The sequence below is a fragment of the Rhizobium leguminosarum bv. viciae USDA 2370 genome (assembly GCF_002008365.1).
Classification (GTDB): Bacteria; Pseudomonadota; Alphaproteobacteria; order Rhizobiales; family Rhizobiaceae; genus Rhizobium; species Rhizobium leguminosarum.
On record NZ_MRDL01000035.1, the window covers coordinates 1 to 21,867 of the forward strand.

The following is a 21,867-nucleotide window of genomic DNA, read 5'->3' on the forward strand; positions in this document are numbered from 1 at the left end:
CTTGTCCCAGCCTTCCTTCTTCGCCGTCTCGGTCAGATCGCCCATGACGCCGGCCTGGGCATAATCGAGCACGGTATAACCCAGCATCTGCGAGGCCGTCGGATAGGTGCCGGCCGCAACCATCGCCTTCAGCGCCGTCATCGCCGCATCGCCGCCACCGCCGGCAACCGGCACGTCCTTCCAGGCAAAACCTTCCTTCGAAAGATCCTGCTTCAATACGTTCAGCGCCGCTGCCTCACCACCTGACGTCCACCAGTGCAGCATCTGCACTTCCTTCACGTCGGCGGCATGGACAGCACTGAGGCCAGCCATCATCACGACAGCAATAGCTGCCGAGCTCAAAAACTTGCGCATGAATTTCCTCCCATTTGCAAATCGGCGGCGGGACCCTCCCTGCCGCCCGATGCTTCCCGCCATTGCAGCGGTCAGCATACGGCCGCACTCCTCCGCGCGGTTGACAATTTAAAACGTTATAAGCCTCCTGTCGTCAAGCCCTTTCTCGACTCTCGAGAAAAATATGGCTATTTCCGTAAGTTACTGAATATAATTCATATTTAATCCGTGGCTAACAGAACGTTAAAATTTAAAACGTTTTCATTCGTCGATTGCACGCCGGATTCATCGTGTTATGGTATCGGCAATTCCAGCATGGAAAGCCAAGGGTGACCGAACCGTCCCGACCGCAGCGCGGCGAAAATCTCGATATCACGCATAAGCGCGGCAAGCCGACCTTGCGAACGATCGCCACGATCGCCGGCCTTGCCGTGACGACGGTGTCACGGGCGCTTTCCGATGCGCCGCAGATTTCGCTCGAGACCCGTCAACGCGTGCACCGCATCGCCCGCGAGATCGGCTATCTCCCTGACCGGGCCGCGCAGCGCCTGAAGACCGGCCGCACCAATGTCATCGCTATCCTGCTCGATTCGCACGAGGAAGTGGTCGGCTTCAGCACCTTGATCATGTACGGCATCGCCAAGGCGCTGAAAGAGACCTCCTACCATCTTGTCGTCGCCCCGAACTTCCTGTCGACGACCGATATCGAGGCCGCCGAATATATCATCCGCAATCACCTCGCCGACGGGCTGATCTTCACGCGCACCGAACCGCTCGATGCCCGCGTCCGCCTGCTGCTCGAGACCGGCTTTCCCTTCATCTGTCATGGCCGCACCGAATATTCGACGCCTCACCCCTATGTCGACTACGACAATTTCACCTTTGCCTATGAGGCGACGCGCCGGCTGATCACCAAGGGCCGCAAAAAGGTGGCGGTGATCCTGCCGCCGAAACGGCTTACCTTCTGCCAGCATATCCTGCATGGTTTCATGACGGCGGTGCGGGAGGCGGGCATCGCCTATGAGATCCCCGAGGCAGTCGATCTCGATACGCCAGCAGGCGTGCTGCGCGACTTCATTAGCAGCCGCGCTGATGCTCCGGATGCTCCGGATGCTCCGGATGGTTTCATCTGCCCCGGCGAAGTTTCGGCGCTTGCCGTCATCAGCGGCATGAGCGATGCCGGCCGCATACTGGCCGCCGATTACGATATCGTCGCCAAGGAGACGTCCCGCCTTCTCAGTCAGTTGCAGCCGAAGGTCGACACGATCCACGAGGACCTGACGGCGGCCGGCGAGGATCTGGGACGCATGCTGCTGCAGCGCATCAACAATCCGGACGCCCAGGATCTGCAGCTTCTTCTGCCGCCGCAGATCAACTTTCCGATCGGTTAGGCTACCCGGCTGTGGGGAGCGTTGGCATCAGACCAAAAAGCCATGAAAACCCCAGCGGAATCAACGACATCTCATTCCGCAATGACGCTCACGCTTCAAAACTGTTTCCATGACGCGTGATTTGTCCTAGAAGCACCGCGTAATCCGGTCGCAGCCCACCCGGTCAAAACAAGGGATCCAAAATATGAAAACCATCGTCGTCTGCTCAGGCGGACTGGACTCCGTTTCGCTTGCCCACAAGGTCGCGACGGAAAAGCAACTTATCGGCCTGGTCTCATTCGACTACGGCCAACGGCATCGCAAGGAACTCGACTTCGCCGCCAGCTGTGCCTCACGGCTCTCCGTTCCCCATCATATTATCGACATCGCCAGCATCGGCGGTCATCTCAGCGGATCGGCCCTGACGGACAATGTCGAGGTTCCCGATGGCCACTACGCCGAGGAGACCATGAAAGCCACCGTCGTGCCGAACCGCAATGCCATCATGCTGGCAATTGCGTTCGGTCTGGCTGCGGCGCAAAAGGCAGATGCCGTTGCCGTCGCCGTGCATGGCGGCGACCACTTCATCTACCCGGACTGCCGACCGGGCTTCATCGATGCTTTCCAGCGCATGCAGAATGAAGCGCTGGAAGGTTATGCCAGCGTGAAACTGCTTGCCCCCTATGTCGATGTTTCCAAAGCGGCGATCGTTGTTGACGGCGCGAAACACGGCACGCCGTTTTCGGAGACCTGGTCCTGCTACAAAGGCGGCGAGCTTCACTGTGGACGCTGCGGAACCTGCGTGGAACGCCGTGAAGCTTTCCATCTTGCCGGTGTTCCCGATCCCACGGAGTACGAAGACCGCGATTTCTGGAAAGCGGCCGTGTCGCGATACTCGGCCACGGAGGTGCGTTGATGTACCGCATCACCAAGGAGTTTCATCTCTCCGCCTCGCATCAATTGGATCACCTGCCTGCCGACCATCAATGCGCTCGGCTTCACGGTCACAACTACATCGTCATCGTCGAACTAGCTGCGGAAAGCCTGAATGATGATGGCTTCGTTCGTGATTATCACGACCTCTCGCCAGTCAAGCGCTATATCGACGAAACATTCGATCATCGTCACCTGAACGACGTCTTCGGCCATTCGAAAGTCACCTCGGAATTTCTGGCAAGGCACTTTTACGACTGGTGCAAGCAGCGCTTTCCAGAGACCTCATCCGTTCGCGTCAGCGAGACCCCCAAAACCTGGGCGGAGTACAGGCCGTGAGCGTGGGGAGCATTCGCGTCAGCGAAATCTTTGGCCCGACCATACAGGGTGAAGGTGCCTTGATCGGGCTGCCGACGGTGTTCGTGAGGACAGGCGGCTGTGACTTCAGGTGTTCCTGGTGCGACAGTCTTCACGCGGTCGACAGCGCGTTCCGGGATCAATGGATTCCCATGTCCACTGAGGCGGTCTGGCATAAGGTCACGGAACTCTCGGGGGGCAAGCCACTGACGGTTTCTCTCTCCGGAGGCAATCCGGCGATACAGCCCTTAAGGCCATTGATCGAACTCGGCCATTCCCAAGGATACCGCTTTGCGCTGGAAACACAGGGAAGTGTGGCCCAGGCTTGGTTTCGCGATCTCGATATCCTGGTCATCAGCCCCAAACCGCCATCAAGCGGAATGCTGACGGACTGGGACCAGGTGGATCACTGCCTTCAATTGGCCGCCGGCGGACCGGAGGTCGCATTGAAGATTGTCGTCTTCGACGATGCCGACTACGAATTCGCCCAGCGCGCGGGTCGGCGCTATCCCCAAATTCCCTTGTTCCTTCAGCCCGGCAATCATACGCCGCCGCCGCCCGATGACGAGGACGCACGCATTGATATCGACGGCGTGATGGATCGGATGCACTGGCTTGTCGAAAGGGTGACGGCCGACCAATGGTTTGCGGTACGCGTACTACCCCAACTGCATGTGCTGCTCTGGGGTAACAAGCGAGGAGTATAAGTTTCTAGCGCTCCGGAAAGGCGAAGACATCGACCGGCTCGCCGAGCCCGCGCAGCGGGAAGGTGCCGAGGCTGTCCATGTCTTTCGCGCAGTCCGCCATTTCGACAAAGGCCCGCGACAAGAGTACCGGACGCTTGACCTCCTTAGTCAAGGTTTCAAGCCGCGAGGCGACATTGACCGCCGGGCCGATGACGGTGAAATCCAGCCGCCGGCGCGAGCCGATATTGCCGTACATGACGTCGCCGACATGCACGCCGACGCCGTAGCGCAGCGGTTCGCGTCCGTTGCCCGCATACTGCTGGTTCAATTGCGCCATCAGCGCCTGCCCTTCGCGGATCGCCTGCAGCAGATCGTGACAGGCCGTGTCCTTGCTCAGCGGGAAGATCGCCAGCAATCCATCGCCCATGAACTTCAGGATTTCTCCGCCATACCGTTCGATCGGATCCGACATGGCGTCGAAGTAATCGTTGAGCAGATGGATGACATCGTCACGCGGCCAGAGATCGGAAATCTCAGTAAAGTCGCGCAGGTCGCAGATCATGATTGCCGCACCGACGGTCGCGCCGCTGCCGCGCGTCGTGACGCCCGACAGGATCTGTTCGCTCGCATGCGGTCCGACATAGGTCTGCAGCAGCGTGCGCGCCATGATGTTCTTCAGCCGGATTTCGCTGACGAGGGTCAGTGCCGGCAGCAGATCGCGCAGGAAATCGACATGCTCGTTCGTAAAACCGCCCGGCCGGCTGGTGGAAAATGTCGCGACGTGCCGTTTGCCGAAAGTGTGCTCGACTGGCCAGGCGATATACTCCGTGAGACCGTCGTCGCGCAGTTCCTGATAGAATGAATCCTCGTCGTCGGCTGTATCTTCCAGCTGTTTGCGCACCTCCTCCGCCCCCTGATGGATCGCGTTGACGGGACTCTTCAGGAACTCCGGCGTATTTTCGATACCATAGGCAAATGTGTTGATCTTCGCCTCGGCCAGGCCTTCCTTCCAGAGGATGCGGGCGCCAATCCATTGCGGATGGTTCATCCTGAAATGCAATGTCGCCCGCGCCACCGGCACTCCTGATGCCAAAAGCTTCTCGCACATCTCCACCAGGATATTGTCGATGAACCGCTCGCCGCGCGTCTCGTTCACCAGCCAGTCGAGAATCCGTCTTCTGCGGACCGGCCAGACGCCTTCGCCCGCCTCGACGGCAGTCCCGGCCTTGCTCAAAAAAGACGACATCAAAAACTCCCGCTACGCCACGTTACAGGCGAGGACCAAATTTAGTTTCCGCTGAATGTGGGCGATGAGAGAGCAAATGATAAGAGGGAGACTGCGATCAAGCCTCAGAAATCCCAGTCCTCGTCCTCTGTCGCGACAGCCTTGCCGATCACATAGGAGGAACCGGAGCCGGAGAAGAAGTCGTGGTTCTCGTCGGCATTCGGCGAAAGCGCTGACAGGATTGCCGGATTGACCTTACACGCCTCACCCGGGAACAGCGCCTCATAGCCCAGATTCATCAGCGCCTTGTTGGCATTGTAGTGCAGGAATTTCTTGACATCCTCGGTCAGCCCGACGCCGTCATAGAGCGCTTCGGTATATCTAGCCTCGTTGTCATAGAGCTCGAGCAGCAGCTCGAAGGCGAAATCCTTGATCTCCTGCCTTCTCTCCTCACCGAGCCGCTCCAGCCCGCGCTGGAACTTGTAGCCGATATAATAGCCGTGCACCGCCTCGTCGCGGATGATCAGTCGGATCATGTCGGCCGTGTTGGTGAGCTTGGCGCGGCTCGACCAGTACATCGGCAGGTAGAATCCGGAATAGAACAGGAAGCTTTCGAGGAAGACACTCGCGACCTTCTTCTTCAGCGGATCGTCGGAGCCGTACTGCTCCATGATCAGCGCCGATTTCCGCTGCAGGAATTCATTCTCCTCCGACCAGCGATAGGCATCGTCGACGTCAGGCGTCGAGCACAGCGTCGAGAAGATCGAGGAATAGGAGCGCGCATGCACCGCCTCCATGAAGGAGATGTTGGAAAGTACCGCCTCCTCATGCTGCGTCACCGCATCCTCCATCAGCCGGATGGAACCGACGCCGTTCTGGATCGTGTCGAGCAGCGTCAAACCGGTAAAGACGCGAATGGTCAGCTGCTGCTCGACCGGCGTCAGCGTCGCCCAGGACGGAATGTCGTTCGAAAGCGGCACCTTCTCCGGCAGCCAGAAATTGCCGGTGAGCCGGTTCCAGACTTCGATATCCTTATCGTCCTCGATGCGGTTCCAATTGATGGCGCGCACGCGGGACGCAGGTTTGATTTGCATGTTCATCGGGTGGTCCTTTTCGGGCGTCAGCGTCTGCATGGCGAAGGGAACTGCGGAACCCTCCCGCTTCTTGCAGCGTCAGCCGCAATCAAATCATAAGGTGCAGGATACGCAGCCCTGCACCTCGGTGCCGGACAGCGCCATCTGGCGAAGGCGGATGTAATAGATCGTCTTGATGCCCTTCTTCCAGGCATGGATCTGCGCCTTGTTGATGTCGCGCGTCGTTGCCGTGTCGCGGAAGAACAAGGTCAGCGACAGGCCTTGGTCGACATGCTGGGTCGCCGCCGCATAGGTGTCGATGATCTTCTCCGGCCCGATCTCGTAGGCATCCTGATAATAGTCGAGATTGTCGTTGGTCATGAACGGCGCCGGATAATAGACGCGGCCGATCTTACCTTCCTTGCGGATTTCGATCTTCGAGACGATCGGATGGATCGAGGAGGTCGAGTGGTTGATATAGGAGATCGACCCCGTCGGCGGAACCGCCTGCAGGTTCTGGTTATAGAGGCCGGAGGCCATCACCGCCTTCTTCAACGTGGCCCAATCTTCCTGCGTCGGAATGTGAATGCCTGACGTCTCGAACAGCGCCCTGACCGTCTCCGTCGCCGGCTCCCAGAGCTGCTCTGTATATTTGTCGAAATAGTCGCCGGAGGCATATTTCGAATTCTCGAAGCCCTTGAAGCTCGTACCGCGTTCGACCGCCAAAAGGTTCGAGGCGCGGATTGCGTGATAGGTCACCGTATAGAAATAGATATTGGTGAAATCGACGCCTTCCTCGGAGCCGTAGAAGATACGCTCGCGGGCGAGATAACCGTGCATGTTCATCTGGCCGAGGCCGATCGCATGGCTCTCGTCATTGCCCTTCTCGATCGAGGGAACCGAGGAAATGTGACTCATGTCGGAAACGGCTGTCAGCGCCCGGATCGAGGTCTCGATCGTCTTGCCGAAATCTGCCGAATCCATTGCCGCCGCGATATTCAGCGAGCCGAGATTGCAGGAAATATCCTTGCCGAGATGTTTGTAGGAAAGGTCGTCATGATATTCGCTCGCCTCGCTGACCTGCAGGATTTCCGAGCATAGATTGCTCATCGAAATACGTCCGGCGATCGGGTTCGCCCGGTTCACCGTGTCCTCGAACATGATGTAGGGGTAGCCGCTCTCGAACTGGATTTCGGCAAGCACCTGGAAGAATTCGCGCGCCTTGATCTTCTTCTTCGAAATGCGGGCATCCGCCACCATCTCGCGATATTTTTCCGTCACCGAAATCTCGGTGAAAGGCACGCCATAGACGCGTTCCACGTCATAGGGCGAGAACAGATACATATCCTCATTGTTCTTGGCGAGTTCGAAGGTGATATCGGGCACGACGACGCCGAGTGACAGCGTCTTGATGCGGATTTTTTCGTCGGCATTTTCGCGCTTGGTGTCAAGGAAGCGCATGATATCGGGATGATGGGCATTGAGATAGACCGCACCCGCGCCCTGCCGCGCCCCGAGCTGGTTGGCATAGGAGAAACTGTCTTCGAGCAGCTTCATCACCGGGATGATACCCGAGGACTGGTTCTCGATATGCTTGATCGGCGCGCCTGCCTCGCGGATATTCGTCAGCGACAGCGCCACGCCGCCGCCGCGCTTCGACAATTGCAGCGCCGAATTGATCGACCGGCCGATCGATTCCATATTGTCCTCGACGCGCAGCAGGAAGCAGGAAACCAGTTCGCCGCGCTGCTTCTTGCCGGCATTGAGGAAGGTCGGCGTTGCCGGCTGGAAGCGGCCGGAAATGATCTCGTCGACCATGTCGCGGGCAAGGGCCTCGTCGCCACGCGCCAAGGCCAGAGCCACCATGCAGATGCGGTCCTCATAGCGCTCGAGATAGCGCTTTCCGTCGAAGGTCTTCAGCGTATAGCTGGTGTAATATTTGAAGGCGCCGAGGAAGGTCGGGAAACGGAATTTCTTGGCGTAGGCCTGGTCGAACAGATCCCGCACGAAATTGAAGGAATACTGGTCGAGAACCTCCTGCTCGTAATATCCTTCGGTCACGAGGTAATCGAGCTTTTCCCTCAGATTGTGGAAGAACACTGTGTTCTGGTTCACATGCTGGAGGAAATATTGCTTGGCCGCCAAACGATCCTTGTCGAGCTGAATCCGCCCCTCATCGTCATAGAGGTTCAGCATCGCGTTCAGCGCGTGATAGTCGAGGGTTTCGGCTGCTTTCGGCGACCTCTCCCCGGCGGGCTGAGCAAAAGTTTGATGCGGTTTTGCGCCCGCATCCCGCGTCAGGTTTGTTCCCGTGTCCAAAATCGTTCCATTCCGTGTTTGACCTTGGCGACGTCGTCTTCGGTACCCATGAGCTCGAACCGGTAAAGGTACGGCACCTGGCATTTCTGCGAGACCACGTCGCCGGCGAGCCCGTATGTCTCGCCGAAATTGCTGTTGCCCGCGGCGATCACGCCGCGGATGTGTCCTCGGTTTTCCGCATCGTTGAGGAAACGGATCACCTGCTTGGGAACGGCACCCTTGCCGCCGTCGCCGCTATAGGTCGGCACGATCAGCACGAAGGGTTCGCGGATATGGAACGCGTCTGCGCCACCTGGCGGAATGCGCGCCGCGCGCAGACCGAGCTTGGCGACGAACCGATGGGTGTTCTCGGATCGGCTGGAATAATAGACGATCAGGCCCATCGCTTGTCCTCAGGTCAGGAGAGCGCGCTGATCATGTCGGGACGGAAGCCCGCCCAATGCTGCTCGCCGGCGATGACGACAGGCGCCTGCATGTAGCCGAGGCTGCGGACGCGATCGAGCGCTTCGGCATCCTGCGAGATATCGACGATGTCATAATCGACGCCCAGACGGTCGAGGGCGCGGTAGGTGGCAGTGCACTGGACGCAGGCAGGCTTGCTGTAGACGGTAATGGTCATGATATTCCTCGTGACGATGCGATTGGGCGCAGGACATCGATCGGAAATCTGTCGATATCCGTCGAAAAATTCTCTGATGATTTTGAGCTGTGCGGCTGTTTAGCCGCTGGGCGTACTCCGCCCTCTACCTCTAGTGGGTGGCGGCCTGAACTGAAATTCTGACATGACTTCACCCCGAAGTGGCTCATGCGGAGGTTCGGGCCTGCGAAACGCGATGCGGAGATTCCCCGCAGCCATGCAACGCGACCTTCCGGACACCCCGCCCGTGGACGTTTCGTTCGAGGCAGGTCTCCTGGCTCACGGGTCAAAGCGCCTGCCCAGCCTTCCCGGAGCATCATGCTCCAGTGACCTGAAATCGGACAGTTGCTCGCCGCTTACAGTTGCGGGGGCAGCCCCGGCATTGCCGCGCCATGATGGCGAAGCGCACCGAATTCCCGTCTTAGCCGCCGATCCTCACGAATCGACGGAACCTCGAACACTAGATATGGTACGCGAATCGATCATGACGTCAACAAGTTGTTGTGGCGGCGCAGCAATGGCGGCAACGAATCGCCGCGCTGTGTATGATGTGGATAACGAAGCGTTAACGGAAAAGCGCTGTGGAGAACCCATCATAAAAAGAGCCGGCAGAAGCCGGCTCCTCAAACGACATTCATATTTTTATCCGAAGCAACCGCAGTGCATTGATCGTCACCAGCACGGTGGCGCCGGTATCGGCAAGAATCGCTGGCCAGAGCCCGGTGATCCCTGCGATCGTCGTCACCAGAAACACCGCCTTCAGCCCGAGTGCGATGGTGATATTCTGCAGGATGTTGCGCATCGTGCGTTTGGAAAGTTCGATCATCCGCGCCACGTCGCCAACGCGTCCGTGCAGCACGGCGGCATCCGCCGTCTCCAGCGCCACATCGGTGCCGCCGCCCATGGCGATGCCGATATCGGCAGCGGCCAGCGCCGGAGCATCGTTGATGCCGTCGCCGACCTTGGCGACGATGAAGCCCTGGCGCTTCAATTCGCCGACGACCCGCTGCTTATCCTCTGGCATCATCTCGCCGCGCCAATCGATGCCGAGCATACCGGCAACGGCTGCTGCCGTCCGCTTGTTGTCGCCCGTCAACATCATCGCCTTGATGCCTGCTGATTTGAGCGCAGCGAGCCCGGCCTCGGCATCCTCACGCGGCTCGTCACGCATGGCGATCAGGCCGGCCGCAACACCGTTGACGAGCAGCACCGACACGCTCTTGCCCTCGTCGTTCAGCGCCGTGATGCGTGCATCCTGTTCCGCGCTGAGCGTCCCGCGCTCGCGGGCGGCAGGCGGCGACAGCAGATCCAGCGCCTCACCGCCGACTTTGCCGCTGACACCCTTGCCCGGCAGCGCTTCAAGCTCGAAGGCCGGCGGCACGGGAACGCCGTCCGCCTTGGCGCGGTTGAGGATCGCCAGCGCCAGCGGATGACTGGAACCCTGCTCCAGCACCGCCGCGCGCGACAGCACCTGCGCCTCGCTCAGGCCAAAGGAAATGATGTCACTCACCTGAGGCTTGCCTTCTGTCAGCGTGCCTGTCTTGTCGAAGGCGACCATCGTCACCTTGCCGAGCGTTTCCAACACCGCGCCGCCCTTCATCAGCAGCCCGCGCCGCGCACCGGATGAAAGCGAGGCGGCGATCGCCGCCGGCGTCGAGATGACGAGCGCGCAGGGGCAGCCGATCAAAAGGATCGCAAGGCCCTTGTAGACCCATTCGCCCCACGGCCCAGCGAACAGCAACGGTGGAACGACCGCGACAAGCGCTGCGACCACGACGACGCCGGGCGTGTAATAGCGCGAGAACCGATCGATGAAGCGTTCGGTCGGCGCCTTCGATTCCTGAGCTTCCTCCACCAGCTTGACGACGCGGGCGATGGTATTGTCGGCGGCAGCCGCCGTGACGCGAACCCTGAGCACCGCATCGCCATTCACCGTGCCGGCAAAAACGACGGCATCGACGCCCTTGCGCACCGGCGTGCTCTCGCCCGTCACCGGCGCCTCGTCGATCGCGCTCTCGCCTGAGATGATGATGCCGTCCGCCGAGATCCGGTCGCCAGGACGAACCATGATGATGGCGCCGACCGAAAGGCTTTCCGCCGGCACCTCCCGTGTCTGCCCATTGTCTTCGAGTAGCGCACTCTTCGGCACCAGGGCCGTCAGCGACTGGATGCTTTCGCGCGCCTTGCCCGCTGCCACCCCTTCCAGCAACTCGCCGACCAGAAAGAGGAACACAACGGTTGCCGCCTCTTCGCCGGCATTGATGATGACGGCGCCGACAGCGGCGATCGTCATCAGCATCTCGATCGAAAACGGTGTGCCTGATAAAGAGGCCATGACGGCGCGCCGAGCGATCGGCACCAGCCCGATCAGCATGGCGACGATGAAGGCATAGGACGCGATCGCCGGCACGAGATGGCCGACGGCATAGGCGGCAACGAGTGCCGCACCCGAAAGGATGGTCAGCCGGCCCTTCCTACTCTGCCACCAGGGACCGGCCATCGGCGCATGGTCGTGCCCGTGCAGCCCCTCGATTTCCTTCTCGGCATGATCGTGAGAATGGTCGTGGTCATGACTATGGCCTGCATGATCGTGCCCTTCATGGTCGTGGTCATGGCCCGCGTGATCACCGTGATCATGTCCATGGTCATGACGGTGCTGCGAGCCGTGTTCATGCGCAGGCGCAGCGTTTCCGGCAAGCGGCGCGACGGAATAGCCGAGCCCGGTCACCTTCTTCTCAATCGTCTTGAGATCGCTGCTGCCATCATGCCGGACGGTCATCGTGCCCGCCATCACCGAGACGGAAACATCGGCGACACCCGCCACGCGTCTGACCGCCGTATCGATCTTGGTTGCGCAGGCGGCGCAATCCATGCCGCCAACCCGGTATCGTGTTTCGCTCTCAGCCATGAACCGCTTCCTTGTCAAATAGAAGCATCCCTCCTACATCCTCTAGCGACTAGAGGTGCAAGAGGAAAATTATGAAAAGGATCACGATCGGTGAAGCCGCCCGCCAGAGTGGCGTCAAGGTACCGACGGTGCGTTATTACGAGAGCATCGGGCTGCTCGCGGCGCCGAGCCGCAGCGAGGGCAACCAGCGCTCCTTCGAACCCGCCGATATCAGCCGCCTCGCCTTCATCCGCCACGCCCGCGAACTCGGCTTCGAGATCGAGGCGATCCGCACGCTACTCACCCTGCAGGACGATCCGCACCAATCCTGTGCCTCGGCCGACGCCATTGCCAAGGCCCGCCTCATCGAGGTCGAGCAGCGCATCCGCAGCCTGAGGGCGCTGAAGGCCGAGCTGGAAACCATGGTGGAAGGCTGCGGCCACGGCCGCGTCGACCAATGCCGCGTCATCGAGGTTCTCGCCGACCACGGCCAGTGCACGCATCCCCACCACTGATCTCCGCCCTTGCAGGCGATCCGCGCCCGCGCCAAAACTGAACGAGACAGAATCGGGCGAAGACATCAATGAACCAGAAGCGGATTGCAATCATCGGCGGCGGCCCGGCGGGTCTCGCGGCTGCCGAACTGCTTTCCCGTGCCGGTCATGCGGTGACCGTCTATGACGCCATGCCGACCTTTGCCCGCAAGTTTCTGCTGGCCGGCAAGTCCGGTCTCAACATCACCCATTCCGAGGATTATGCCCGTTTCACCACGCGCTTCGGAGCGGCCTCCGCCCGTCTGCGCCCCGCTCTTGATGCCTTTACCCCTGATGATATCAGGAATTGGGCAAGCGAGCTCGGGACGGAAACCTTCATCGGCTCGTCCGGCCGGGTTTTTCCGAAGGTGATGAAGGCCTCGCCTTTGCTGCGCGCCTGGCTCAGGCGGCTGGAGGCACAGGGCGCCACGCTGCGCACCCGCCACCGTTGGACCGGTTTTGCCGAAGACGGCTATGTTTTCGAAACGCCCGAAGGGCGCGGCATCGTCCATTGCGACGCAGCCCTGCTGGCGCTCGGCGGCGCAAGCTGGCCGCGCCTCGGCTCGGATGCTACCTGGGTACCTTGGCTGGCCGGCAGGGGTGTGGAAATTGACACTTTTCAACCCGCCAATTGCGGCTTCGTCGTCGGCTGGAGCGGGAACTTCAGCGAGCGTTTCGCCGGCGAGCCGGTAAAATCAGTCACCGCCACGTCCGAGGCCGGCACTTTTCCCGGCGAATTCGTCATCACCGGCAGCGGCATCGAAGGCAGCCTCGTCTATACCCATACGGCCGCGTTGCGCGACCGGCTGCCGAACCATGGCAGCGCCGTCCTGACGCTCGACCTTGCACCCGGCCGCACCATCGACAGGTTGAGCCGCGACCTTGCGCGGCAGGACGCTAAATCGAGCTTTTCAAACCGCCTGCGCAAGGGCGCCGGCCTCGACGGCGTCAAGGCGGCGCTGCTGCGCGAACTCGCTCCCGAGCGCGACCGAACCGATCCGGAGCGTCTCGCCCGCATGATCAAGGCCCTGCCGGTGCCGGTGATCGAAACCCGCCCGATCGCCGAAGCGATCTCCTCAGCCGGCGGCATCCGCTGGAGCGGCGTCGACGAGAGCTACATGTTGAAGGCACTGCCGGGCACCTTCGTCGCCGGCGAAATGCTCGACTGGGAGGCGCCGACTGGTGGCTATCTCCTCACCGCCTGCCTGGCGACCGGCCGGGCGGCAGCCCGTGGCATCGAGGCCTGGCTGCAGCGCTAGAGCGCTGGAAGCTGTCAGCCTTGAGGCAAAACAACAAGATCATCCTCAATCAGACCGAGGCCGGATGGAAGGTCATAGCGAGACCATTCATGCAGTAGCGAAGCCCGGTTGGCTTCGGGCCGTCATCGAAGACATGGCCGAGGTGACCGCCGCAACGGCTGCAGTGCACGGCGGTACGTGCCATGCTGAAGGTCGTGTCGCCGGTCGTGCCGACGGCATTTTCAAGCGGCGCCCAGAAGCTCGGCCAGCCAGTGCCGCTGTCGAATTTGGTGGTCGAGGAAAAGAGGTCCTGGTCGCAGCCGGCGCAGGCGAAATTGCCCTTTCGCTCCTCATGCAGCAAGGCACTGGTGAAGGGATGTTCCGTCCCCGCCTGGCGCAGGATGACATATTGATCCGGCGTCAGCAGCTTGCGCCATTCCTCCTCGGTGTGGGTCACCGCAAACCTCTCGCCGGCGATTGCCTTGCCGGCCGGACCTGAGCGAACCGCAAGCGCCCCAAAAGCAGCGCCCATCAGCAACAATCGTCTGTTCAGCATGGTCGGATCTCCTCATCTGGCAAACCTTGCTTCTGTACAGAACTACGAGGGAGAGAGGTCATTTGTTACGCCATGGCTGCCCAAACACCGAAATGTGATTTCAGCCACTTTCGTCAGCAGGCGCCGCACGCTGACGAGCGCCAGCGCCGGCCGATTGCAAACCAGCCGCTTTTCCATCAGAGTGTGCTGAAATTCGGTGGGAGGAGCCGATGCACGAACACTCAGCGCACGCCGAGTACGTCTACACGTCTGCCCAGCGCGACTCTGCGGCAGCCAGTTCTCCTGTTGTCGCCTCATGGCGGCGGTGCATGACCATGCACCAGCTCGCCCCCGAGGACCAGCGGGCTCCACTGCGCCTCACCGACCTGGAATTCCGCCGTGCGCGCGAGCAGTCCGATCAGCTGATCGCCAGCGCGACGGAAGAGCTCGATCGTCTCTTTACCACCGTTGGCAGGGCCGGCTGTTGCCTGCTTCTGACCGACAAGAACGGCATCGCGCTGGAGCGCCGGGGCGCTGCCGGCGACGACAAGGAATTCCGCGAACTCGGGCTCTGGACCGGCTCGGTCTGGACAGAGGCCAGCATCGGCACCAACGGTATCGGCACTGCACTTGCCGACGAGCGTGCCGTCGCCATCTTCCGCGATCAGCATTTTTTCAGCTCGAATACCAGCCTCAGCTGCACGACGGCGCCGATCCGCGATCATCGTGGCCGGGTGGCCGCAGCCCTCGACATCTCCGCATGTCGCGAAGACGTCAACGAGATGACGCTGGCGATCCTGACGCAGACCGTGCGCGATGCAGCGATGCGCATCGAGCTCAACCTCTTCCGCTCGGCCTTTGCCGGCGCCCGTTTCCTGATGGTCCCGGCCGGCACCAATTCCGCCGCCGCTTTGCTGGCCGTCGACAGGCACGATTTGGTGCTCGGCGCGACGCGCGCCGCCCGCGTCGCGTTGCAGCTGGACGACAAACGCATCGCCGCCGGCATTCCGGCAGCCGATGCCCTGCACGAGGCTGGCGTTTCCCAGCAGGACGAGATGGTCGAGGCGGAGAAGGCGGCACTGCTGCGGGCGCTGTCGCGCGCCGGCGGCAATGTTTCGCAGGCCGCGATCGCGCTCGGCATCAGCCGCGCCACGCTACACAGGAAGATGAATAAGCTCGATCTCCACTGATCGGAGCAAAGGTCCCGCTCCTGGAGCAATCGTAACCCGATGCTGTCGCAGGTCTGCGACACTGTGCACTGCGGTATGGATGACCCGCCCTGTTCCTTCCGCCAAAACATGCTCATTTTCCTCTCACTGGTTCGCTTGGGAACCTGGATCATCAAGGGAGGATGACATGCTTCATCAGAAAATCGTCGAGTCGCCGTTCAAGCTGAAATACGGCAACTATATCGGCGGCGAGGGGCGCGAGCCGGTCGAAGGCAAATACTTCGAAAACCTCACGCCCGTCACCGGCGGCAAGCTCTGCGACATTCCCCGCTCCGATGAAAAGGACATCAATCTCGCGCTCGACGCCGCCCATGCGGCAAAGGAAAAATGGGGCCGCACCTCCGCTGCCGAGCGCTCCAATATCCTCATGAAGATTGCCCAGCGCATGGAAGACAAGCTGGAATTGCTCGCCCAGGCCGAGACCTGGGACAATGGCAAGCCGATCCGCGAAACCATGGCGGCCGACATTCCGCTGGCGATCGACCACTTCCGCTACTTCGCCTCCTGCATTCGCGCCCAGGAGGGTTCGATCGGCGAGATCGACCACGATACCGTCGCCTATCACTTCCATGAGCCACTCGGCGTCGTCGGTCAGATCATCCCGTGGAACTTCCCGATCCTGATGGCCACCTGGAAGCTGGCACCTGCACTTGCCGCCGGCAACTGCGTCGTGCTGAAGCCCGCCGAGCAGACACCGGCCTCGATCCTGCTCTGGGCCGAACTCGTCGGCGATCTGCTGCCGCCCGGCGTGCTCAACATCGTCAACGGCTTCGGCATAGAAGCCGGCAAGCCGCTGGCGACCAGCCCGCGCGTCGCCAAGATCGCCTTCACCGGCGAGACGACGACCGGCCGGCTGATCATGCAATATGCCAGCCAGAACCTCATTCCGGTGACATTGGAGCTCGGCGGCAAATCGCCGAACATCTTCTTCGCCGACGTGATGGCGGAAGACGACGACTTCCTCGACAAGGCGCTCGAAGGCTTTGCGATGTTTGCCCTCAACCAGGGCGAAGTCTGCACTTGCCCGAGCCGCGCCCTCGTCCAGGAATCGATCTACGACCGCTTCATGGAAAAGGCCGTGAAACGCGTCGAGGCGATCAAGCAGGGCAACCCGCTCGACACCGCGACGATGATCGGCGCCCAGGCTTCGACGGAGCAGCTGGAAAAGATCCTCGCCTATCTCGACATCGGCAAGCAGGAAGGCGCCGAGGTGCTGACCGGCGGCTCGCGCAACGATCTCGGCGGCGAGCTGGCGAACGGCTATTATGTCAAGCCGACGATCTTCAAGGGCCACAACAAGATGCGTGTGTTCCAGGAGGAAATCTTCGGACCGGTGGTTTCGGTCACGACCTTCAAGAACGAGAAGGAGGCGCTCGAAATCGCCAACGACACGCTCTACGGCCTCGGCGCCGGTGTCTGGAGCCGCGACGCCAATCGATGCTACCGTTTCGGCCGCGAGATCCAGGCCGGCCGCGTCTGGACCAACTGCTACCACGCCTACCCGGCCCATGCCGCCTTCGGCGGCTACAAGCAGTCGGGCATCGGTCGTGAAACCCACAAGATGATGCTCGACCACTACCAGCAGACCAAGAACATGCTGGTGAGCTACAGCCCGAAAGCACTCGGCTTCTTCTGAGAGCAGCCGATGATGTTATGATGAAAAGCCTTCTCCCCGACACGGGGAGAAGGCCTTGTCTTTAGAGCGCCACGCATCCCGTAGGACGCCATAACGCTTTGAATTTGCGTATAATCTTTCCGAAAATCGATCCGATTTCGGGGTTATCCGCCTGAGGAGGCAGCCATGGAAACCACCATCAACGGCGAAGCGCGTGTTCTCGCAACCGACACAGCTCTCGATTTGATCGCAGAAATCAAGCGGGATCATCCCGATATCCTCTTCCACCAGTCCGGCGGCTGCTGCGACGGCTCCTCGCCGATGTGTTATCCGACTAATGAATTCATGATCGGCGACAACGACGTCAAGCTCGGCGAGATCGGCGGCGTACCGGTCTACATCAGCGCCAGCCAGTTCGAGGCATGGAAGCATACGCAGCTGATCATCGACGTCGTACCGGGCCGCGGCGGCATGTTCTCGCTCGACAATGGCCGGGAGAAACGCTTCCTGACCCGCTCCCGCCTCTTTGGCGGCGGCGAGGCTTGCGCATTGCCTGATGTGAAGGTCAGGGCGGTTTAATGCCGTCGCCTTATCGGGTACAATTTTGCCTGTAGTATTCCCATAGTACCTGCACTCCGTCGCTGTTTGCTACTCTCCGCCAGTTGGTTTCAAAGGGAGGAAACGATGCCAGCCTCAAAGATCCTGATGATCACCGGTGATTTCACCGAAGATTACGAAACGATGGTGCCGTTCCAGACGCTGCTCGCCTGCGGCTACACAGTCGACGCCGTCTGCCCGGGCAAGAAGGCCGGCGACACCATCGCCACCGCCATCCACGATTTCGAAGGCGACCAGACCTATTCCGAAAAACGCGGCCATAATTTCGCTCTAAATGCCACCTTCGACAGCGTGCGCGCCGAAGATTACGATGCGCTCGTCATCCCCGGCGGCCGCGCACCCGAATATCTGCGCCTCAATGCCGAGGTCATCAAATCCGTGCGGCACTTCTTCGACGCCGGAAAACCCGTCGCCGCTATTTGCCACGGCGCACAGCTGCTTGCCGCCGCCGGGGTTTTGAAGGGCCGCACCTGCTCGGCCTATCCCGCCTGCCGGCCGGAAGTCGAACTTGCCGGCGGCATCTATGCCGACATCGCTATCAGCGATGCAGTCTCGGACGGCAATCTGGTCACGGCACCCGCCTGGCCCGCCCATCCCTCGTGGCTGCGTCAGTTCATGGCCGTGCTCGATGCCGCAGCACTGCTGGAAACCAACGCCGCCTAAGAAGGGCGGCACCGGGAGGACGACATGTGTGAATTGTTCATCAAGGCCGATGCGCGGCTCTGGGAAAGCGCCACCCGGTCGCTGCGCATCGACGGCATGGTCACCAGCGTCAGGCTGGAGAATTTCTTCTGGTCGAAGCTCGAGGAGATCGCCCGCCGCGACGGCATGAACGTCGTCCAGCTGATCACCCGGCTGCATCATGAATCGATCGATGCCGGCCATGACCTTGGAAACTTCACATCCTTCCTGCGGGTCTGCTGCGCCCGCTATCTTGACTTGCAGCTCGCAGGTGACATCCCAGCCGACGTCACCCGCCCAATCTCCGGTCTCGACGCCCCTGGAATTCTCGGCCGAGAACGGGCGAAGTATCACTGAAAGCCGGTCCGACCGGACCATCGGACAATGACGGACGGAACTGCCCGCGGATAACCACTCGGGATGTCTGACCTTGTCTTCCCCAGCGGGCTTGCACTGCCGGGCAGCCTGGATCAACAATGCGCGGCATCATCCAGCACCGGCACCGTCAGGAGATCTGCCATGAACGACCAGAAAGCCGTGATCGTCACGGGAGCCGGCGGCAACCTCGGCAGCGCCGTTGTCCGCGAGCTTGCCAACGCCGGCGCAAAACTCGTCTGCATGAACCGTTCGAGCAGTGAGCTGGAAGCCTTGGCCGGTGATCTTCCTGCCTCCACCGAGTTTCTGTCGATCGCCGGAACGGATCTCACCGATTATGCTTCCTGCGCCGCCGCCGTCGCCCGGGCCGTAAAGCGCTTCGGCGGTGTCAGCGCATTGGTCAATACCGTCGGCGGTTTCCAGATGGGGCCGGTCGGGCCGGAGGCCCCCGCGCAGTGGGAGACGATGATGACCGCAAACGCCCGCACTGCGCTGACGATCAGCGCCGCGGTTCTCCCGACCATGAAAGCCGCCGGCTACGGCCGCATCGTTCATATCGCCGCCGCGCCCGGCCTGAAGGCCGGCGCCAAGCAGGCCGCTTACGCCGCCTCGAAAGCCGCTGTCATCCGTCTGACCGAGGCGATCGCTGCCGAATGCCGCGACGACCGCATCACCGCCAACTGCATCCTGCCCGGGACAATCGACACGCCTGAGAATCGCGCGGCCATGCCCGATGCGAAGACCGATGGCTGGGTGTCGCCGCAATCGATCGCCCGCCTCATCGCCTTCCTGATTTCGCCGGCCGCAGCCGTCGTCACTGGCGCAGCAATCCCCGCGACCGGCCGCGAATAGTGGAAGACGCGGCGTGAGCCCGCCGTCGAAACGCGCTTCAACCGCCGCGCCGAGCTTTGGCCGGCCTCGCCTTGCCTTCCGTTTCGGCGGCAGTCCCCTTGTCGTGAGCAATGGGTGATGAGACTACAGAGACCTGCAAGTTTTAATCAGTGACACACGATCTGGCTTGAGGTTCGGTTCGCCTTAAGGCAGCCTCGTCTCCGCCCGCTCATGTGACGGGCACAAGACAGCGGGCGGACACAATGGTCGTGAGGATCGCATTGCGGCGGCATTTGCCAGAAGGCGGGTGGTTTCGATGACGGACGGTCCGGCATTGCGCGCTGTCGGCGCAAACAGCCTGCTACGCGAGGAATGGTTCCTGGGCGTCAGCGTCGCAACGAGCTTGGCGTTTCTTGTTTTCCAGGAGCAGCTCTTCGGGCAGCTTTCCGATCCGCTTTGGTTCACTGTCGTTTTCGCGTGGCTGTTCGCTGCCGTCCTTGGCTCCGCTCTGTCGGTTGTCCGGCACGCGGATCATTTGGCTGAGCGGCTGAAGGAACCCTACGGCACGCTCATTCTGACGCTTGCCATCACCTCGATCGAGGTGATGGCAATATCAGCCGTCATGCTTCACGGCGAGAACAATCCCACGCTTGCGCGCGACACCCTGTTCGCCGTCGTCATGATCATCCTGAACGGCATGGTCGGTCTGTCCTTGCTGCTGGGCGCATGGCGGCGACCGGAACAGCAACATAATCTGCAGGGCGCCAACGCCTATCTCGGGGTCATCGTACCGCTGGCGACCCTGAGCCTGGTGATGCCGACATTTCTTGCAGGCCCGGACGGACAGCATCCATCCGCACCGAGACAACTGATACTGGGTATAATATCGGTCGGCCTTTACGCTACGTTTCTGTTTCTTCAGGCCGGCCGCCATCGGGACTATTTCACTGACGACAGCAACCGGCACGAGCCCATCAGCGAACGTGTCCCTCGCCACGGACCGGTCTGGCCTCATGCCATTCTGCTTTTCGCCTATATGGCTCCCGTCGTCTTTCTCGTCGAACAGCTTGCCCTGCCGATCGACTACATTATCGAAACCCTGCATGCTCCAACCGCATTTGGCGGTGTTGTCATGGCCATCCTGGTCGCTACGCCTGAGGCAATCAGCGCCGTGCGTGCGTCCATCGCCAATAATCTTCAGCGTTCCGTCAATATCTTCCTTGGTTCGGTGCTGTCGACGATCGGGCTGACGGTGCCGGCGATGCTCGTTGTCAGTCAGCTTTATGGACACCCCGTGACACTCGGCCTGGAGCATGGAGATCTGGTGATGCTCCTGCTCACTCTTGCCGTCAGCATCATCACCTTTGCCAGCGGTCGCACGCATCTCATGCAAGGCGCTGTCCATCTGGTGCTTTTCCTGGCTTACGTGCTGCTCATTTTCCAGCAATGAACCCCGCCCGATGGCGGCCGCGCGAGGGCAGGCAATTAAAGATTCCCGCGCTTGGTCTGTCTTCCGCTATGATGACGGGAGCTATTGCACAGCTTGCAAGATGGCTGCACGACTTACGTGGCGATACGGAGACCGGACTTGGGCTCACTAGTGGTTGGCGGGCTTGTATTTCTATGTCTGTCGATGGCGACGTCGATAGGATTGATCGTGCGTGCCCGCTTGCCCCATCACCATCTCAATGCGGAATCCAAGGACGTCATCAGGCTGGCAACCGCAGTGGTGGGAACGCTGTCGGCCCTGGCGCTCGGCCTGCTGATCGCATCCGCCAAGTCGACCTACGACAACGCCGAGGTCGAGATGAGAACGGCGGCCGCACGGGTACTGCTGCTTGACCGCGTCATGGCACAATACGGGCCGGAAACCGACAAGGCGCGGCAATTGCTGCGTGAACTCATCGAGAAACGACTGAGCCGCGGCTGGACTGCCGAAACCACCGACGAGCCATCCGCCAAAGCGCTGGGAGAATATCAGGATATAGAGTCGGTTCAGGCCGACCTTCGATCCCTGGCGCCGAAGGATGCGGCGCAACGCTCTCTCCAGGCGCGTGCTCTGGAGGTGAGCGGCATGGTAGCCGAAACCCACTGGCTGCTGGTCGAATCCGGTAAGGAGGGTTTGCCCTGGGCCTTCCTTACCGTTCTCGTCTGTTGGCTCGCGCTGCTTTTCGCGACCTTCGGGCTGCAGGCACCGGTCAATCCGACGGTGCTGTCAATTCTGCTTGTTTGCGCCCTGTCCGTTGCGGGCGCGATTTTCCTGATTTCGGATATGGCCAATCCCTATGTCGGGCTGGTCCATGTTTCGGATGCACCTTTGCAGTCTGCCATCGAACGCCTCGGGAAACCCTAGAGCCACGTCATGGCGTCCGTCGAGAGTGAGCTTCGACAC

The 21,867-nt window shown here is 60.9% G+C and carries 21 protein-coding genes, 1 pseudogene and 1 riboswitch; of the genes and pseudogenes, 14 read left to right on the forward strand and 8 right to left on the reverse strand.

Annotation, left to right across the window (positions count from 1 at the left end):
• Positions 1-354, reverse strand: a pseudogene (locus tag BS629_RS14780) (sugar ABC transporter substrate-binding protein); the annotation flags it as partial.
• Between the two features lie 308 nt (positions 355-662).
• On the opposite strand from BS629_RS14780, the gene BS629_RS14785 reads away from it, so the two are divergent.
• The 4 genes from BS629_RS14785 (at position 663) to queE (ending at position 3,700) form a co-directional block, all read left to right on the forward strand.
• On the forward strand, positions 663-1,724 hold the full coding sequence (locus tag BS629_RS14785; RefSeq protein ID WP_077988299.1) for a LacI family transcriptional regulator: 1,062 nt from the start codon (positions 663-665) through the stop codon (positions 1,722-1,724).
• A 184-nt stretch (positions 1,725-1,908) separates the two neighbouring features.
• Positions 1,909-2,619: a 7-cyano-7-deazaguanine synthase QueC gene (queC, locus tag BS629_RS14790; protein ID WP_018243693.1), complete on the forward strand. Its 711-nt coding sequence runs from the start codon at positions 1,909-1,911 to the stop codon at positions 2,617-2,619.
• Positions 2,619-2,975, forward strand: a complete 357-nt coding sequence (gene queD, locus BS629_RS14795; RefSeq protein ID WP_026188535.1) for a 6-carboxytetrahydropterin synthase QueD — start codon at positions 2,619-2,621, stop codon at positions 2,973-2,975. The genes queC and queD overlap by 1 nt, the downstream gene beginning before the upstream one ends.
• Positions 2,972-3,700: a 7-carboxy-7-deazaguanine synthase QueE gene (gene queE / locus BS629_RS14800; protein ID WP_018243695.1), complete on the forward strand. Its 729-nt coding sequence runs from the start codon at positions 2,972-2,974 to the stop codon at positions 3,698-3,700. Before queD ends, queE begins: the two co-directional genes overlap by 4 nt.
• A 4-nt stretch (positions 3,701-3,704) precedes the next feature.
• Here the strand turns inward: queE and BS629_RS14805 are convergent, their stop codons facing one another.
• From BS629_RS14805 to BS629_RS14830, 6 genes are all read right to left on the reverse strand, one after another.
• Entirely contained in the window at positions 3,705-4,925 is a 1,221-nt protein-coding gene (locus tag BS629_RS14805) for an adenylate/guanylate cyclase domain-containing protein (RefSeq protein ID WP_018243696.1), read from the reverse strand.
• Between the two features lie 104 nt (positions 4,926-5,029).
• Complete coding sequence (gene nrdF, locus BS629_RS14810) at positions 5,030-6,004, reverse strand: class 1b ribonucleoside-diphosphate reductase subunit beta (RefSeq protein WP_026188536.1); 975 nt, start codon at positions 6,002-6,004, stop codon at positions 5,030-5,032.
• Between the two features lie 87 nt (positions 6,005-6,091).
• Positions 6,092-8,296 (reverse strand): class 1b ribonucleoside-diphosphate reductase subunit alpha, encoded by a 2,205-nt coding sequence (gene nrdE, locus BS629_RS14815; protein ID WP_018243698.1) that lies wholly within the window; start codon positions 8,294-8,296, stop codon positions 6,092-6,094.
• A complete protein-coding gene (gene nrdI / locus BS629_RS14820; protein ID WP_018243699.1) occupies positions 8,275-8,679 on the reverse strand; it encodes a class Ib ribonucleoside-diphosphate reductase assembly flavoprotein NrdI in 405 nt (134 codons plus the stop codon). The genes nrdE and nrdI overlap by 22 nt, the downstream gene beginning before the upstream one ends.
• A 14-nt stretch (positions 8,680-8,693) precedes the next feature.
• Entirely contained in the window at positions 8,694-8,915 is a 222-nt protein-coding gene (gene nrdH / locus BS629_RS14825) for a glutaredoxin-like protein NrdH (RefSeq protein WP_018243700.1), read from the reverse strand.
• A gap of 265 nt (positions 8,916-9,180) precedes the next feature.
• Positions 9,181-9,404: riboswitch (cobalamin riboswitch) on the reverse strand.
• Positions 9,405-9,567: 163 nt separating this feature from the next.
• Positions 9,568-11,841 carry a heavy metal translocating P-type ATPase gene (locus BS629_RS14830; RefSeq protein WP_018243701.1) on the reverse strand — a complete coding sequence of 758 codons (2,274 nt, stop codon included), beginning with the start codon at positions 11,839-11,841 and terminating at the stop codon, positions 9,568-9,570.
• A gap of 71 nt (positions 11,842-11,912) precedes the next feature.
• On the opposite strand from BS629_RS14830, the gene BS629_RS14835 reads away from it, so the two are divergent.
• Positions 11,913-12,335, forward strand: a complete 423-nt coding sequence (locus BS629_RS14835) for a MerR family transcriptional regulator (RefSeq protein ID WP_018243702.1) — start codon at positions 11,913-11,915, stop codon at positions 12,333-12,335.
• Positions 12,336-12,403: 68 nt separating this feature from the next.
• Positions 12,404-13,612 (forward strand): TIGR03862 family flavoprotein, encoded by a 1,209-nt coding sequence (locus BS629_RS14840; RefSeq protein WP_018243703.1) that lies wholly within the window; start codon positions 12,404-12,406, stop codon positions 13,610-13,612.
• 49 nt (positions 13,613-13,661) lie between these two features.
• Here BS629_RS14840 and msrB read toward each other — a convergent pair whose 3' ends face one another.
• Complete coding sequence (gene msrB / locus BS629_RS14845) at positions 13,662-14,147, reverse strand: peptide-methionine (R)-S-oxide reductase MsrB (protein ID WP_018243704.1); 486 nt, start codon at positions 14,145-14,147, stop codon at positions 13,662-13,664.
• A 209-nt stretch (positions 14,148-14,356) separates the two neighbouring features.
• Between msrB and BS629_RS14850 the strand changes: the two genes are divergently transcribed.
• From BS629_RS14850 to BS629_RS14885, 8 genes are all read left to right on the forward strand, one after another.
• Complete coding sequence (locus tag BS629_RS14850) at positions 14,357-15,316, forward strand: helix-turn-helix domain-containing protein (protein ID WP_018243705.1); 960 nt, start codon at positions 14,357-14,359, stop codon at positions 15,314-15,316.
• Between the two features lie 166 nt (positions 15,317-15,482).
• Positions 15,483-16,991 carry an aldehyde dehydrogenase gene (gene adh / locus BS629_RS14855; RefSeq protein WP_018243706.1) on the forward strand — a complete coding sequence of 503 codons (1,509 nt, stop codon included), beginning with the start codon at positions 15,483-15,485 and terminating at the stop codon, positions 16,989-16,991.
• 165 nt (positions 16,992-17,156) lie between these two features.
• Positions 17,157-17,549 carry a DUF779 domain-containing protein gene (locus BS629_RS14860; RefSeq protein WP_018243707.1) on the forward strand — a complete coding sequence of 131 codons (393 nt, stop codon included), beginning with the start codon at positions 17,157-17,159 and terminating at the stop codon, positions 17,547-17,549.
• 105 nt (positions 17,550-17,654) lie between these two features.
• Positions 17,655-18,251, forward strand: coding sequence for a DJ-1/PfpI family protein (locus BS629_RS14865; RefSeq protein WP_018243708.1), 597 nt, complete (start codon positions 17,655-17,657; stop codon positions 18,249-18,251).
• 24 nt (positions 18,252-18,275) lie between these two features.
• Complete coding sequence (locus tag BS629_RS14870; protein ID WP_018243709.1) at positions 18,276-18,626, forward strand: ribbon-helix-helix domain-containing protein; 351 nt, start codon at positions 18,276-18,278, stop codon at positions 18,624-18,626.
• A 162-nt stretch (positions 18,627-18,788) separates the two neighbouring features.
• Positions 18,789-19,496, forward strand: coding sequence for an SDR family NAD(P)-dependent oxidoreductase (locus BS629_RS14875; protein WP_018243710.1), 708 nt, complete (start codon positions 18,789-18,791; stop codon positions 19,494-19,496).
• Between the two features lie 295 nt (positions 19,497-19,791).
• The gene (locus tag BS629_RS14880) at positions 19,792-20,925 is read left to right on the forward strand and encodes a calcium:cation antiporter (RefSeq protein ID WP_018243711.1); all 1,134 of its coding nucleotides are present in this window, start codon (positions 19,792-19,794) and stop codon (positions 20,923-20,925) included.
• A 138-nt stretch (positions 20,926-21,063) separates the two neighbouring features.
• The gene (locus BS629_RS14885; RefSeq protein WP_018243712.1) at positions 21,064-21,828 is read left to right on the forward strand and encodes a bestrophin-like domain; all 765 of its coding nucleotides are present in this window, start codon (positions 21,064-21,066) and stop codon (positions 21,826-21,828) included.
• Positions 21,829-21,867: the final 39 nt, after the last annotated feature.